11 protein-coding genes are annotated in these 15,280 nt (G+C 66.7%); 4 read left to right on the top strand and 7 right to left on the bottom strand.

From position 1 onward, the window contains the following. Window positions 1–8: 8 nt before the first annotated feature. From R9J51_RS03195 to R9J51_RS03180, 4 genes are all read right to left on the bottom strand, one after another. Complete coding sequence (locus R9J51_RS03195) at window positions 9–1,124, bottom strand: sensor histidine kinase (protein ID WP_168555641.1); 1,116 nt, start codon at window positions 1,122–1,124, stop codon at window positions 9–11. Further along, a complete protein-coding gene (locus tag R9J51_RS03190; protein WP_169475742.1) occupies window positions 1,121–1,567 on the bottom strand; it encodes a response regulator in 447 nt (148 codons plus the stop codon). Before R9J51_RS03190 ends, R9J51_RS03195 begins: the two co-directional genes overlap by 4 nt. Then, the gene (locus R9J51_RS03185) at window positions 1,560–3,065 is read right to left on the bottom strand and encodes a sensor histidine kinase (RefSeq protein WP_169475743.1); all 1,506 of its coding nucleotides are present in this window, start codon (window positions 3,063–3,065) and stop codon (window positions 1,560–1,562) included. The genes R9J51_RS03190 and R9J51_RS03185 overlap by 8 nt, the downstream gene beginning before the upstream one ends. A 172-nt stretch (window positions 3,066–3,237) precedes the next feature. Beyond that, window positions 3,238–4,830, bottom strand: a complete 1,593-nt coding sequence (locus R9J51_RS03180; RefSeq protein WP_179505851.1) for a DEAD/DEAH box helicase — start codon at window positions 4,828–4,830, stop codon at window positions 3,238–3,240. Between the two features lie 312 nt (window positions 4,831–5,142). On the opposite strand from R9J51_RS03180, the gene R9J51_RS03175 reads away from it, so the two are divergent. Both R9J51_RS03175 and R9J51_RS03170 read left to right on the top strand, forming a co-directional pair. Further along, window positions 5,143–5,325, top strand: a complete 183-nt coding sequence (locus R9J51_RS03175; RefSeq protein WP_169475745.1) for a DUF1289 domain-containing protein — start codon at window positions 5,143–5,145, stop codon at window positions 5,323–5,325. A gap of 212 nt (window positions 5,326–5,537) precedes the next feature. Continuing rightward, window positions 5,538–6,125 carry a TMEM165/GDT1 family protein gene (locus tag R9J51_RS03170; RefSeq protein WP_168555636.1) on the top strand — a complete coding sequence of 196 codons (588 nt, stop codon included), beginning with the start codon at window positions 5,538–5,540 and terminating at the stop codon, window positions 6,123–6,125. Between the two features lie 226 nt (window positions 6,126–6,351). Here the strand turns inward: R9J51_RS03170 and R9J51_RS03165 are convergent, their stop codons facing one another. Both R9J51_RS03165 and R9J51_RS03160 read right to left on the bottom strand, forming a co-directional pair. Beyond that, window positions 6,352–8,616, bottom strand: a complete 2,265-nt coding sequence (locus tag R9J51_RS03165) for an NADP-dependent malic enzyme (RefSeq protein WP_168555635.1) — start codon at window positions 8,614–8,616, stop codon at window positions 6,352–6,354. 88 nt (window positions 8,617–8,704) lie between these two features. Next, window positions 8,705–10,333, bottom strand: a complete 1,629-nt coding sequence (locus R9J51_RS03160) for a hypothetical protein (RefSeq protein ID WP_179505850.1) — start codon at window positions 10,331–10,333, stop codon at window positions 8,705–8,707. A gap of 193 nt (window positions 10,334–10,526) precedes the next feature. On the opposite strand from R9J51_RS03160, the gene mutS reads away from it, so the two are divergent. Then, window positions 10,527–13,103 (top strand): DNA mismatch repair protein MutS, encoded by a 2,577-nt coding sequence (mutS, locus tag R9J51_RS03155; protein ID WP_179506640.1) that lies wholly within the window; start codon window positions 10,527–10,529, stop codon window positions 13,101–13,103. Window positions 13,104–13,209: 106 nt separating this feature from the next. Here the strand turns inward: mutS and R9J51_RS03150 are convergent, their stop codons facing one another. Continuing rightward, window positions 13,210–14,472 (bottom strand): NupC/NupG family nucleoside CNT transporter, encoded by a 1,263-nt coding sequence (locus tag R9J51_RS03150; RefSeq protein ID WP_168555633.1) that lies wholly within the window; start codon window positions 14,470–14,472, stop codon window positions 13,210–13,212. A gap of 102 nt (window positions 14,473–14,574) precedes the next feature. Between R9J51_RS03150 and R9J51_RS03145 the strand changes: the two genes are divergently transcribed. After that, the gene (locus R9J51_RS03145; RefSeq protein WP_246866050.1) at window positions 14,575–15,276 is read left to right on the top strand and encodes a queuosine precursor transporter; all 702 of its coding nucleotides are present in this window, start codon (window positions 14,575–14,577) and stop codon (window positions 15,274–15,276) included. The last annotated feature ends 4 nt before the right edge of the window (window positions 15,277–15,280 follow it).

Here is a 15,280-nt window from a genome sequence, read left to right as displayed (position 1 = left end):
GGCAAGCGCTAGATATCGAAATCCAGCGGCTGTGTCTCGGCAAGGCACAAGTCGTCGCTGGCCAGTTTCAGCGTCAGGCAGGCACGGGTGCCCGGTCGCGCTTTGCCTTGATGGGCCGCGCCGTGCACCAGCTTTGCCCCGCGCGACCGCGTGAGCGCGTCGATCAGCCGCGTGCCAAGGCCGGTGCCCTGGACAGCGCCGTCGGCGGGCATGCCCTGGCCGTCGTCTTCCACGCACAGCGTCAGGTGCGGCGCGGCATCGTCTTCGGCGGGCGCCACGTGCAGGGTAACGCGCACTTCGCCTTCCTCATCGGCCGGATAGGCGTATTTGCAGGCATTGCCGACCAGTTCGTTGGTCGCCAGGCCGATGGTCACGGCCAGATCGGTCTTGAGCCGCACCGGATCGGCGTGCACGGTTACCGTGCGCGGCCGCTGGGCGGACCAGGCATCGCCCATGTCGGACGCCAGGGCCGCGAGATATTCGTCGATCGCCACGAATTCCACGTCGTTGGTGGTATAGAGGCGGCGGTTGACCTGGGCGATCGTGGCAATGCGTTGGTGGGCGCGGTGCAGCGCGTCGCGCGCGGCCTCGTTGTCCACGCTGCGCGCCTGCATCGAAACGAACGCCATGACCATCTGCAGGTTGTTGGCCACGCGGTGGTTCACTTCGCGCAGCAGCGTTTCCAGCCGGGCATTGCTGGCGCGCAAATCCTGTTCGGCGCGATCGCGCGCGCCGCGCAGGGCGGCCGCTTCCAGCACTTGCTCGAAACTCTGGGCGAGAAGGTCGAAGAAATCCTCGCCCACAGCCTTGACCACATAGTCTTGCGCCCCGGCCTTGAGCGCGGCCACGGCAATGCGGCTTTCCTCCGACCCGGTGACATAGACCACAGGCGGGCAATCGGGCAGCGCGCGCAAGGCTTCCAGCGTGGACAGGCCATCCCGGCCGGGCATGTAGTGATCGACGGCAACCAGATCGAACCGTTCGCGCGTGGTCAGCGCAACGCCTTCATCCCCGCTGGCTGCGGTGGTGACGTCATAACCCTTGCGCGCCAGCACACGCGCCACGAGACGCCTTAGCCCCTCGTCGTCGTCGATGTAGAGAATGCGCGGGGCCTGTTGGGTCAAACCTCCTCCGCACTCGGTATCTGGATAACCGAGAGGAACAGGCCAAGCTGCCGGATCGCATCGGCAAAGCTTTCATAATTGACCGGTTTGGTGATGTAGACGTTGCAGCCCAGGTCGTAGCAGCGCTGGATTTCCACCTTGTCGTCGGTGGTGGTTAGCACAACCACCGGCGTGCGGCGCAGCGGGCCTGCATCGCTCTTGATCCGGGCAAGGATATCGATCCCGCTCATGTCGGGCAGGTTGAGATCGAGCAGCACCAGCGCGGGGCCGTTGTGGCTGGGGCCGTGTTCGCCGTCCAGCAGGAACGCGAGCGCCGAAGTGCCATCGACGAAATGGTGGATCGTGTTGGAAATACCTGCCCGGCGGATATTCTTCTCGATCAGACGGGCATGGCCCTCGTCGTCTTCGATCATCACGATGTTGACCGGACGTTGGTTATCCATTGCTTTCCGCGCCTTTCCATTCGATCGGAAGATTGACACGGAATGTAGCCCCTTGGCCCAGTTCCGATACCACCTCGATCACACCGCCCAGGCGATAGGCAAGCGCGCGAACATGCGCAAGGCCAATGCCTTCGCCTGGCTGGTCCTGCACGCCAGAGCGCCGGAAAAGGTCGAAGATGCGCTCGTGATCGCGCGGATCGATGCCGCGCCCGTTGTCGGTCACTTCGATGATGGCGCGCCCGCGCACAGCCTTGCCGCTGATGTGGATTTCACCCGGACGGCCAGGCTGCAGGTACTTGAGCGCGTTTTCCATGAGGTTGGACAGGATCTGTTCCACCGCGGTGCGGTCGCTCGTCACGGTGGGCAGTGGCGCGATGGTCAGGGCCGTGCCGGTTTCCATCAACCGGTGCTGGATGGAATCGGCGATGGAGCGCACCACCACGTTGAGGTCCAGCGCCTCGGGCGCCAGGGTGCGTCGCCCTTCGCGCGAGAGGCGCAGGATGGCGTTGATCAGCCGGTCCATCTTCTGGGTGGAACTGCGGATGAAGCCGATCGCCTCGGGCAGGTCTTCGGCAACGGCTCGGCGCACGTCTTCCTTGGAAGGCGTCGTCGCGCCGGGCTGTGCCGGATCGTCGAGCGAGCGGGCAATCACTTTCGTGGCCGCTTCGAGTTCGGCGGTGAAGCCCATGACATTGACCAGCGGGGAGCGCAGATCGTGGCTCACGATATAGGCAAAGCGCTGGATTTCGGCATTGGCGCGCTGCAATTCGGTGGTGCGTGAATCGACCAGGCGCTCAAGATCGAGGTTGAGCGCGCTCAGTTCGAGGCGCGAGGCCCGCAATTCGCGCAGCGTGCGCCGCACCAGCAGGATCGTGGCGCTGGCCACGGCCAGGATCAGCAGGCAGATTGCCGCCAGGACCAGGTTGAACGTGCGCAGGTTCTGCGTCTGCGTCGCTTCGCGCTGGCGCAACAGGTTGCGCTCTTCGTCGGCCATGGCATCGGCCGCCTTGCGGATCTGCCGGATGTGCACGACCACGGGATCGTTGAAGAAGTCTTGGCGCAGCGCGATCTGCGCTTTCCGGCCCCGGCCACGCTCGGCCCGTTCTGCCACGACATAGTCGGTCAGCAACTGGCGCATCACGCGAATGTTGGCGGCCTGCGTGGCATTGTCGAGGGTCTTTTTCTGCAGCACGTCAAGATCGGCCACGGCGCTGGCCAGCGCCTGGTCGAACAGGCCATTGAAGGCGGGATCGTCGCTCAGCAGGCGTCCGCGCCGCGCGGTTTCCATGCGTTCGGCCTTGCTGGCAAAGGCGCCGATGCGCGCCTGCACTTCCAGCGTATGGGCCACCCAGCGCTCGCTGTCGGTGTTGCGCTGCTGCGTCCACAGCGCCGCGCCAAGGCCGGCGAGCAAAGCGGCAAATCCGATCGAAAGCAGCGTGAGAATGAAGCGATTGACCCGGGCATCGCGGCCCAACGCGGTCAGCTTGGTCGATTGCATGGAAACCCTTCCCGCGCGGCCCGATCGAAAAATGGCGTCGCGCGCCCGTGGCCAGAATGCAGCCGGGTTCGCTTGGTTCCCGCGCCGCCAGCTGCCAATGAAAAGGGGCGCGTGCCGATTGGCGCGCGCCCCCATGTTCAGGGCCCTTGTTCAGGCCGCATGACCCAAGCGATCAGACCACGCGGCGCACCTTGTTGCGGTGCTGGCCGGTGGTGGCGGGGCCACGCGGGCGGAAGCGGCGCTTGGCGGCCGCTTCGCCGGTGGCTTCGTGCCGGGCATTGTCGGCGCGGGGCGCATCGACGCGCTTGGCGCCATCGCTGCGCGGCGCCTCGCGGCGACGGTCCTGGCCGTTGCGATCGGCCGCCACGCGCTCGTCAGGGCGGCGTTCGGGGCGCGGCGCGGCCGTGCCGTCACGGCGCGGGGCATCGCCGCGGGCCGGCTGGCTGCGCCCGCCATCGCGGCGTGCGCCGTCACCACGGCCACCATCGCGACGACCGCCATCGCTGCGGCCGCCTTCACCACGACCGGCACCGGGGCGACCCCGGCCATGGTCACGGCGTGCTTCGTGTTCTTCATCCGCCGGGCGGCGGCTGGGCGCGGGTAGGCGTGCGGCATCGGCCAGGAAGTTTTCCGGCAGCGGCATGACAGCGGGCTTCACCTTGGTGAGGCGTTCGATATCACGCAGGTAGGGCTTTTCGTCGGGCGCGCAGAAGCTGATCGCCACGCCATCGGCCCCGGCGCGCGCGGTGCGGCCGATGCGGTGGACATATTGTTCGGGCACGTTGGGCAGTTCGAAGTTGAACACGTGGCTCACCCCCGAAACGTCGATGCCGCGCGCGGCGATGTCGGTCGCCACCAGGATCGGGCACGAGCCCTGGCGGAATGCCTCCAGCGCAGCGGTGCGCTGGGCCTGGCTCTTGTTGCCATGGATGGCGCGCGCATCGATGCCGGCGGCGGCCAGGTTGCGGGCCACGCGATCGGCACCGTGCTTGGTGCGGGTGAACACGATGCCGCGATCGAGCTGCTTTTCAGCGAGCAGGCGGCGCACGGTCAGCGACAGCAGCGCCTGCTTTTCGGGCTGGTTGAGGAAGCTGACGAACTGTTCGACGCGTTCGACCGTGGTCGATTGCGGGGCCACTTCGACGCGCACCGGGTTCTTGATGAACTGCTTGCCCAGGTCTTCGATCGACTTGGGCATGGTGGCGGAAAAGAACAGGCTCTGGCGCTTGGCCGGCAGCAGGTTGGCCACCCGCTTGAGTGCGTGGATGAAGCCCAGGTCCATCATCTGGTCGGCTTCGTCCAGCACGAAGATTTCCACCCGGCCCAAGGTCAGCGCGCGGTTGTCGATCAGGTCGAGCAAGCGGCCAGGGGTGGCCACCAGCACGTCGACACCCGGCACCAGGCGGCGGGCCTGCTTGCTGATGGGGATGCCACCGAACACGCAATCGACCGACAGCTTGAGGTTCTTGGCATAGCCCTTCATGTTGTCGGCAATCTGCGCGGCCAGTTCGCGCGTGGGCGACAGCACGAGCATGCGGCACGACGCCGGCTTGCGCGGCTGGGGATCGGCGGCCAGGCGGTGCAGCGAAGGCAGCGAGAACGCGGCGGTCTTGCCGGTGCCGGTCTGGGCAATGCCCAGCAGATCGCGCCCTTCCAGCAGGGCCGGAATGGATTGCTGCTGAATTGGGGTTGGATCGTTGTAGCCCTTGGTCTCAAGCGCGCGAAGAATCGGCTCGGCCAGGCCAAGGTCGGAAAAATAGGACATGGAGTTCCAGTGCTTTTCAAAGCCTCCCACGGCCGATCGCCAGTGGGCGACGGGCCGCGTGCGGCAAGGGTCGAACATGCGACCCCTTGCGCGATAAAGGGAGGCGGGTGGGGCACGATGCGCGCGGCCGGGGCGGATCGTTTCCGAAACGGTCGATCTCACGCTTGCCCGGGCCTCTGTCACCTGCTGCGCACATGGCCCCTAAGGGCATGGGCAGCGGGCGCATCGCACCTGCTGGGCACGGCCTTAGGGGCAAATGCTGCGCTGCGCAAGGAAATTGCGCGCCGGGCCTGCCAGGCCTATGGCCATGCGATGGAAGCGCCACCCAGCCCATGCACCGGCGTCTGCGCGATCGATCCGGCCAGCGCGCTATGCCGGGGATGCGCGCGCACGATCACCGAAATCACCGCATGGTATCACGCCGAGCCGGCGGAAAAGCGTGCGATCCTGGCACGTTGTGAAAAACGCCTTGCCAGCAGCGGCAAGGCGCCGTAACGGCCGCCGCACGTCACTTGGGGAGTAGCCACCGCACAAGCCGTGCGGCGCCCAGCGTCAACATGCTTGGTCGAGAGGCCATGGCGCGGGCAGAGGCAGGCCAGATAGGCCTGCTGCGGGCAAGACCAAATGACAGCACGCGAATCGCTCGGCCGGGCGGATTTGCGCGTTGTCGTTTGTCTTGGTTTCGCCTGGCCCCGGATCATATCACCATGGCACCCTTGTTCGAGGCGTTCACGACCTCCACCGCTGTCGTCGCGCTGGCGGAAATCGGCGACAAGACGCAGCTTCTTGCCATTGTTCTGGCCACCCGCTTCAAAAAGCCGATGCCGATCGTGCTGGGCATCCTGGCAGCCACGATGGTCAACCATTTCCTGGCCGCGCTGGTCGGCATGGTCGCCGCCGACCTCTTGGATGGATTGTGGTTCCGCTATGCCATTGCCGCCGGCTTTATCGCCATGGGCCTGTGGACCCTGGTGCCCGACAAGCTGGACGAAGACGATGCCAGCACCCGGCCTGCGCGTTTCGGCGCATTCCTCACCACGCTGGTTGCGTTCTTCCTGGTGGAAATGGGTGACAAGACCCAGGTTGCCACGATCGCGCTGGGCGCCCGCTTCCACGATGCCGTGGCGGTGACTGCGGGCACCACGCTGGGCATGATGCTGGCCAACGTGCCGGCCGTGTTCCTGGGCAACGCGCTGATCGCCCGCGTGCCGATGAGCCTGGTGCGCCTGGTGGCCGCCGCGCTGTTCATCGCCATCGGCGCATGGCTGCTGGCGCAGACTGCCGGGCTGGTGTGAGGGCAGGGCCCATTCCTGGGCGGATTATGCCGGGGCGGTCGTGCTTGGCCGCTCCGGCAACGGCAGCCAGCTTGTGCCCGTCCTGGCGCACAAGCTGGCTGCAAATCCGCGGGGTGTTGCCCGCTTAGAGCGCGATCGACTTTGACTGCGTCAAAGCCGGCGCTCTACCGTTTGATTTGCCGCATTTTCCGAGTCGGCAGGTGATCCCACCTGCCTTGAAAATGCTCTAGGCAGTGATGCCCGCCGCAGCGAGCACGGCCAGCGTGAGCAGGTCGGGCGCAGTCGCGGTCATCGGGGCGATCTGCACCGGCTTTTCCATGTTGAGCAGCATCGGCCCGATCATGGCGTTGCCGCCCAGTTCGCGCAGCAGCTTGGCCGAGATATTGGCCGATTGCAGGCCCGGCATGATCAGCACGTTGGCCGGTCCCGACAGGCGGCAGAACGGATAGGTCTGCATGATGCGCGGGTTGAGTGCGGCATCGGGCGCCATTTCGCCTTCGTATTCGAACCCGGGCTTGCGCTCGTCGAGAATGGCGACGGCATCACGCAGCGCATCAAGCCACTTGCCATAGGGATTGCCGAACGTGGAATAGGACAGGAACGCGACGCGCGGTTCGTGGCCCATGCGGCGCGCAACCGCGGCGGTTTCGATGGCGATGTCGGCCAGTTCTTCCGCGTTGGGGCGTTCGTTGACCGTGGTATCGGCCAGGAACACGGTCTGGTTCTTGCCCACCAGCAGGTGCACGCCGAACGGCAGGTGACCGGGCTTGGGCCCCAGGACGCGGCGGATTTCCTTCATCGTCTGGGCAAACGGGCGCGTGGTGCCGGTGATCATCGCATCGGCATGGCCCAGCGCCAGCAGCAGCGAGGCGAACACGTTGCGATCGTTGTTGACCATGCGGCGCACGTCGCGTTCCAGATAGCCGCGGCGCTGCAGGCGCGGATAGAGGTAGGCGACCATGTCTTCCACCAGAGGCGACACGTTCGAGTTGTGGATCTCGAAGCTCGACGGGTTGGACACGCCCAGTTCCGACAGCTTGTCGAGCACGCCCTGGGTGCGGCCGACCAGCACCGGCGTGCCATAGCCGAAATCGCGGTACTGGATCGCGGCGCGCAGCACCACTTCCTGCTCCGCTTCGGCAAAGACGACCCGCTTGGGGTTCTGCTTCACGCTGGCATAGACGTTGGTGAGCACCGACGTGGTGGGGTTGAGGCGGGCCTTGAGGGTTTCGCGATAGGTTTCGAAATCCTCGATCGGCTTGCGCGCCACGCCCGAATCCATCGCGGCCTTGGCCACGGCCGAAGACACCACTTCCATCAGGCGCGGATCGAACGGCGCGGGAATGATGTAGTCCAGGCCGAACTGGTGGTTCTTGCCATAGGCGGCGGCCACTTCTTCGGGCACCGGCTCGCGCGCGAGTTCGGCAATCGCGGTGGCGGCCGCGATCTTCATTTCCTCGTTGATCGCCATAGCCTGCACATCGAGCGCGCCACGGAAGATATAGGGGAAGCCCAGGACGTTGTTGACCTGGTTGGGATAGTCCGAGCGGCCGGTGGCGATCACGCAGTCCGGACGCACGGCCTTGGCCGCGTTGGGATTGATCTCGGGATCGGGGTTGGCCATGGCGAAGATGATCGGCTGCGGCGCCATCTTCTTGACCCATTCGGGCTTGAGCGCGTCGGCCGCGGAAAGGCCCAGGAAGATGTCGGCGCCATCGAGCGCCTCTTCCAGGCTGCGCGCCGGGGTATCGACCGCGTGCGCGCTCTTCCACTGGTCCATGCTGTCGGTGCGGCCGCGATAGATCGTGCCGGAACGATCGCACATGATCACGTTGTCGTGGCGCACGCCCATGGCCTTGATCAGTTCGGTGCAGGCGATCGCCGCGGCGCCTGCGCCATTGACCACCACCTTCACTTCCGACATCGCGCGGCCAGTCAGGTGGCAGGCATTGAGCAGGCCGGCCGCGGTGATGATCGCGGTGCCGTGCTGGTCATCGTGCATCACCGGAATCTTCAAGCGCTCGCGCAGGGCCTGCTCGATGATGAAGCATTCCGGGGCCTTGATGTCTTCCAGGTTGATGCCGCCAAAGCTGGGCTCCATCAGGGCGACCGCCTCGATGAAGGCTTCGGGATCTTCGGTGGCCAGCTCGATGTCGATCGAGTCGACATCGGCAAAGCGCTTGAACAGCACCGCCTTGCCTTCCATCACCGGCTTGGAGGCCAGCGCGCCCAGGTTGCCCAGGCCCAGGATGGCCGTCCCGTTGGAAATCACCGCCACCAGGTTGCCCTTGGCGGTATAGTCATAGGCCGTGGCGGGGTTTTCCGCGATCGCCAGCACCGGCACCGCGACGCCCGGCGAATAGGCCAGGCTCAAGTCGCGCTGCGTGGCCATGGGCTTCGAGGCGATGATCTCGATTTTCCCGGGCCGGATGGTGTTGTGATAGAAAAGCGCCTCGCGTTCGGTGAAACGGACGTTGCTTTCCTCGGACATTGGCGCACTCCCGGCAGACTAGAAACTCCATAGCCCCTTGCACATTCGAATGCGGGAGGGAAGGCTTGAGCGCCTTAGAAATGAACCCTCATAAATCGCGGGGTTGCCAGGTGGGAAAGCCCAGGGGCCGCACGGCGAACAGCAGGCTGCGCCCCTGTTGCCACACCAGGCGCAGGCGCGGGTCGGGATTGCGCGGCAGCCCGGTGTCGATCAGCCAGACATAGTCCACGCGCTCCACCGGGGCAAAGCGCAGCGCCGAGTCGATCGAGCGCAACCGCCCGCCGGCGCAGCCGCGCGACCACACGAATTCCGAAGGATCGGCCGCAAAGTTGCGGGCCGGGCGGAATCGCGGCACCACCATGTGCAGGCCGGGCACGGCCCAGTTGTCGTTCACCCAGGCCTGGCGATAGACGCTGGCCAGGCTGGCGAGGTGGTCGCGCCGGGTGTTGCGCCAGGATTCCTCCAGGCACGAATGCTCCACGAAAGTCAGCACGCGGCTGCCGGGCTCGATATGCTCGAGCGCAGAAAGCTGCTGGCGATAATCGTCGGCGTAATCGACGAAGCTGGCGGCTGTCACCACCGTGCGCAGGCCCAGCAGGATCAGCCCGCTATAGGCCACCAGGCGCGCCACGCGCGGGCGTGCGCCGCTCCAGTCCTGCAGGCCGAGCAGCAGCATCATCGCCGGCGGCAGCAGGCGTACGTCGACAAACGCGCTGCCGTTGATGTCGCTGGGGATGACCACGTAGAGGATCAGCACGCAAAGGCCTGGCAACCCGCGCTGCCAGTTCCACCGCCCGCCCAGGAACGCTCCGCCCAGCAGGAGGAGATAGGCCGCGCCCGTGGTGATCGCATCGAGCGTGAAGGACTGGTCGCGCAGGGTGATGCCCAGCCACATGCCCTTCTGGTCCCACCGCCAGGTGTTGAGGCTGCGCGCCGGGGAGGGCGAGAACAGCTTCCACAACACGATCGTCAGCACCGTGGCGAGCAACGGCCAGCACAGCACGACCAGCCGCATGGCGGCCGCTTTCCAATCGTGGGTGGCAATCACGCTGCGCCAGCGCGACGGGCGCCACCAGCCCTTGGGCAGGTTGTCCACCTCGCGGCCAAAGGCATTGGCGCCAACCAGCACGGCCAGCAGCAAACCGCCGATGGCGTGGCACAGCATGGCCAGCGGCTGCGCCACCACCAGCAGCCCGGCACGGTCGCGCGGGCGGCTTTCCAGGGCCACCGCCGCGGCAAAGGCACAGAGCGACAGGCCCGTGCCCAGGATATAGTTGAGGAAGCCGGTCAGCAGCGGAAAGCTGAACACCCACATCAGTGCCCAAGGCGCACCATGCCCGCCGCGCGCATTGACCACGCGCACCGTGGCCAGGCATCCGCCGGCGAACAGGGCGGTGGCGATCACGGTGCTCCACCACCCGGCCGCCAGCACACCGAACGGCGCGCCCAGCACTTTCATCAGCACGTCGCCGCCGATGTTGAGGGTGAACACCCACTTGAAGCCCAGGTACTTGCCCAGCGGGCTGTCGGGCCCGGCGGCCTCGATCGCGGCGGCACCCATGTGGCCGGGCACGTCGATCAGCGGTGGCACATCCACCAGCAGGAACGGCGCGCAGATCAGCAGCGTGCCCAGCACGATCGCGGGAATCGATAGCCAGGGCAGGCCATCCACGCGCCAGTCTAGGTTGAACCAGGTCCGCTTGGGAGGAACTTGCATCAGGTCTCTTTGCACTGCGTCAGCATGGCCGGGGCCATGCCCTTATCATGCCGCCCCGGCAATGGGGAGCCATGGCGCAAGGGCGCGCGGGCCTGCACCTGTTCATAAGGCGCGCACGTGGGTTTGAGAATGTGCGCCGCCTGGGCTAGCCAGTGGGGCGATGTCCCCCACCCCCGCCTCTGCCCCCACCCCGATGATGGCGCAATATCTTGCGCTCAAGGACCAGGCCCCCGATTGCCTGCTGTTCTATCGCATGGGCGATTTCTTCGAACTGTTCTTCGACGATGCCCGCCAGGCTGCCCAGATCCTCGACATTGCCCTCACCAGCCGGGGCGAGCATGGCGGCGCGCCGATCCCGATGTGCGGCGTGCCGGTGCATTCGGCGGAAAGCTATCTCGCCCGCCTGATCCGCGCCGGCTGCCGCGTGGCGATTGCCGAACAGGTCGAAAGCCCGGAAGAGGCGAAAAAGCGCGGCGGGTCCAAGACGCTGGTGGCGCGCGATATCGTGCGCTTCGTCACCGCCGGAACGCTTACCGAGGAAGCGCTGCTCAATCCGCGCGAATCCAACGTACTGGCGGCGGTTTGCCCGCTGCGCGACACGGTGGGCCTGGCCTCGTGCGACATTTCCACCGGGCGGATGGAGCTGGAGGAATGCCCGCCCGACCGGTTGGGCGCAGCGCTGGCGCGGCTGGGCGCGCGCGAAATCGTGGCGCCAGAGGATTGGGCCGAGGCGCCACTCGACGCCGTGCCCCGCCACGGCCGCACGTTCGACAGCGCAACGGGCGAAGCGCGGCTGAAAGAGCTGCACGGCGTGGCCACGCTCGATGGCTTTGGGGTGTTCGGCCGCGCTATGCTGGCCGCCGCCGCTGGCCTGGTCGCCTATCTCGACCATGTCGGCCGTGGGCGCCTCCCGCTGCTGCTGCCGCCAGTAGCGCGCGGGGCCGACGCGCACATGGCCATGGACGAGGCGACGCGCGCCAGCCTGGAAGTGCTGGTTTCATCGTCGGGCACGCGCAAGGGCAGCCTGGCCGATGCGGTGGACCGCTGCGTTACCGGCGCGGGCGCGCGCTTGCTGGCCGAAGACCTGGGCGCCCCGCTGCTCGATCTGGCGCAGATCCGCGCCCGCCTGGAAACCGTGCAGTGGCTGGGCGATGATCCGATCCTGCGCGCCGACGTGCGCGGCGCCTTGCGCACCGTGCCCGACCTGGGCCGCGCGCTGGGCCGCGTGGTCGCCGGACGGGGGAGCCCGCGCGATCTGGGCCAGTTGCGCGATGGCCTGGCGCAGGCGCGGCATCTGCACGATGCCCTGGCCCAGCGCGCCGATTGCCCGGCACTGGTGCGAGCCCTGCTGCCACACCTGGCCGGCCACGGCGCCTTGGTGGACCTGTTTGCCCGCGCCCTGGTGCCCACGCCGCCCACCGAGCGCAGCCAGGGCGGGTTCATTGCCGAAGGCTATGACGCCGGCCTTGACGAACTGCGCCTGGCGGCGGGCAATTCGCGCCGCGCGATCGCGGCGTTGGAAGCCAAATACCGCGACGAGACCGGCATCGCCGCGCTCAAGATCCGCCACAACGGCGTGCTGGGCTATTTCATCGAAGTACCGGCCCGCCATGCCGACCGGCTGATGGCACCGGATTCGGGCTTTACCCACCGCCAGACGATGGCCGGCGCGGTGCGCTTCAATGCCCTTGCGCTGCACGAGGAAGCCAGCCGCATTGCCGAAGCGGGCGGGCATGCCCTGGCGGCCGAGGAAGCCCATTTCGAAGACCTGATCGCCCATGCCGTGGCCGCGCGCGAAGGCATTGCCGCCACCGCCGCCGCGCTCGCCCGGATCGACGTGGCCGCCAGCCACGCCGAGCGCGCGAGCGAAGGCGGCTGGTGCTTGCCCCAGGTGGTCGAAGCACCAGTGCTGGCGATCGAGGGTGGCCGTCACCCCGTGGTGGAAGCCGCGCTGGCCAAGGCGGGTGAGCGGTTCGTGGCCAACGATTGCCAGCTTGGCGAAACCGACCGGCTGTGGCTGGTGGGTGGGCCCAACATGGGCGGCAAGTCCACGTTCCTGCGGCAGAACGCGCTGATCGTGCTGCTGGCCCAGGCGGGCAGTTATGTGCCGGCGCAAAGCGCCACGGTGGGCCTGGTCGACCGGCTGTTCAGCCGCGTCGGCGCGAGCGACAACCTGGCGCGTGGCCGCTCCACCTTCATGGTGGAAATGGTCGAAACCGCCGCGATCCTGCAACAGGCCGGGCCGCGCAGTTTCGTGATCCTCGATGAAGTGGGGCGCGGCACGTCCACTTACGATGGCCTGGCCCTGGCCTGGGCCGTGGCCGAAGCGGTGCACGAAGTGAACCGCAGCCGCTGCCTGTTCGCCACCCATTACCACGAGATGCAGCGCCTGGCCGAAACCTGCCCCGCGCTCTCGCTGCACCATGTGCGGGCGCGCGAATGGAAGGGCGATCTGGTCCTGCTGCACGAATTGGCGCAGGGCCCGGCCGACAAGTCCTATGGCCTGGCCGTCGCCCGCCTGGCCGGCGTGCCCGAAGCCGTGGTGAAGCGCGCGCGCGGCGTACTCGACAAGCTGGAAAAGGGCCGTGCCGCCACCGGCGGGCTGGCTGCCGGGCTGGACGACCTGCCGCTGTTTGCCGCCGCGATCGAAGCGGCCGAGGACAAGGTGGATGCCCTGCGCGAAAAGCTCAACGCGCTCGACATCGATGCGCTGTCCCCCCGCGCCGCGCTGGACCTGCTTTATGAATTGAAGCGCGAGGCCAATAGCTGAGGTATTGCGCCGTGGGCTTCGTCAGGCTCAGCCCGAACGGGATTTCAGGAGAGAATTTCTCCATTTCCGTCCGCTGAGCTTGTCGAAGGGCAGGGGCGCCAGCCGCTCACAAGGACAGGAACAGCCCCGCCAACGCCGCGCTCATCAGATTGGACAGCGCGCCAGCGCACAGGGCCTTGATGCCGAGGCGCGCGATCACCGGGCGCTGGTTGGGCGCAAGGCCACCGGTCACCGCCATCTGGATGGCGATCGACGAGAAATTGGCAAAGCCGCACAGCGCGAAAGTGACGATCGCGATGGTGTGGTCGGACAGGCCCTTGGCCTCTTGCAGATCGATGAAGCCGACGAATTCGTTGAGCACGATCTTGGTGCCGAACAGGCCGCCCGCCTGCATCGCCTCGGCCCAGTTGGGCGCGCCCAGGAGCAGGAACACCGGCGCAAAGATCGGCGCCAGGATCTGCTGGAAGGTCAGCCCGGGATGGCCGAAAAAACCGCCGGCCCAGCCCAGCATGCCATTGGCCAGCGCGATCAGCGCCACGAAGGCGAGCAGCATTGCGCCCACCGCCACGGCCAGCTTGACGCCGGTCTGCGCGCCTTGGGCGGCGGCCATGATCAGGTTGGCGGGGCGCTGTTCTTCCGGTGCTTCTTCCAGCGAAGGCTTGATGTGCGGGTTGGTCAGCGCGGTATCGCCATGGCCGCCATCGTGCAGTGGCGGCGCATCGGGCATGATCAGTTTGCCCATGAACACGCCACCGGGGGCCGACATGAACGCGGCCGCCACCAGGTAATCCACCCGCACGCCCAGCCCGGCATAGGCGGCCAGGATCGTGCCGGCCACGCCCGCCATGCCCACGCTCATCACCGTGAAGATCTGGCTGGGGGTCAACGCAGCGAGATAGGGGCGGATCACCAAGGGTGATTCGCTTTGTCCGACAAAGATGTTGGCGGCCGCGCACAGCGATTCCACCCGGCTGATCCCGGTGACCTTTTCCAGCGCGCCACCGATCCAGCGGATCACCAGCGGCATGATGCCCAGGTAATAGAGGATGGAAATCAACGCGGCAAAGAACACGATCGGCGGCAGCACGGCGATGGCAACGCTCTTGCCGCCCATGTCGGGATTGGCAAGGTTGCCGAACACGAATTCCACCCCGGCGCGCGAGTAGGAGAGAAGCTGTTCCACCGCATGGGCCGCGCCCTGCAGGGCTGCCTTGCCCGGCGGGAAACTCAGCACCAGCGCGGCCAGCCCGGCCTGAAGCGCAAAGGCCGGCAGCACCACCCGCCAGCGGATTGCGCGGCGGTTGGACGATAGCAGGAACGCGATGGCAAACAGCAGCGCCATGCCGCCAAGACTGGAAAGGATGCGCATGGCGGGGAGGCCAACTCCGCTATTGGGGGAATTAGGAAGTGCTAGACAGTTTCGTTCCTAACCATATTTGGCGCCGCGTCAAAATCAGGATAGAGGCAGACGATGGAAAAGATGCTCCCATCCGCGCTGTCGTCCGCGCCGCAAACCGTCTCCCTGCCCCGCGCTCTGTTTGTTTTCTCCCTGCTCTATGGCGGCCTGGTCGTGCTTGCCGGGGTCCTGGGGGCCAAGATCGCCAGTCTCGGGCACTGGCCGATCCTGGGCGATCTTGCCGTCGAATCGGGCATTTTCTGCTTCCTGCTGCTGGTCGTGCTGTCGAGCACCACGGCCGAACTCTATGGGCAGAAAGCCGCCAACATGCTGGTGCGGCTGGGGTTCATCCCGCTTGTCGTGTCGATGGTGCTGCTGACCCTGGTGATCCATGCCGTGCCGCCCGCGCCGTTCTGGCAGGGGCAGGAAGCCTTTGCCACGGTGCTGGGCCAGGGCGCGCGGATGCAACTCGCCGGCCTCATTTCCTATGGTGTGTCGCAAACCCTCAACGTCCATGTCTTTGCCCGCATCGGCGGCGGGCAGGGCCAGCGCCTGATGCTGCGCGCGTGGCTGGCCAGCCTGCTCAGCCAGGTGGCCGATACCGTGCTGTTCATCACGCTTTCGTTCTGGGGCGAACATGGCGCCGATGGGCACCCCCTGCCGATCGGTGCGCTGATGACCGGGCAACTGGGTGCCAAGCTGCTGCTGTCCACCCTGATGGTGCCGCCCTTGATCTGGCTGGCGGTGCGGCTGGGGCGCAAGCTGGATCGCGCCTGAAGCA

The organism is Novosphingobium rhizosphaerae, from assembly GCF_050920675.1.
Classification (GTDB): domain Bacteria; phylum Pseudomonadota; class Alphaproteobacteria; order Sphingomonadales; family Sphingomonadaceae; genus Novosphingobium; species Novosphingobium rhizosphaerae.
The sequence above is the reverse complement of the archived record's forward strand: the minus strand, read 5'-3'. Positions and strand labels throughout refer to the sequence as shown.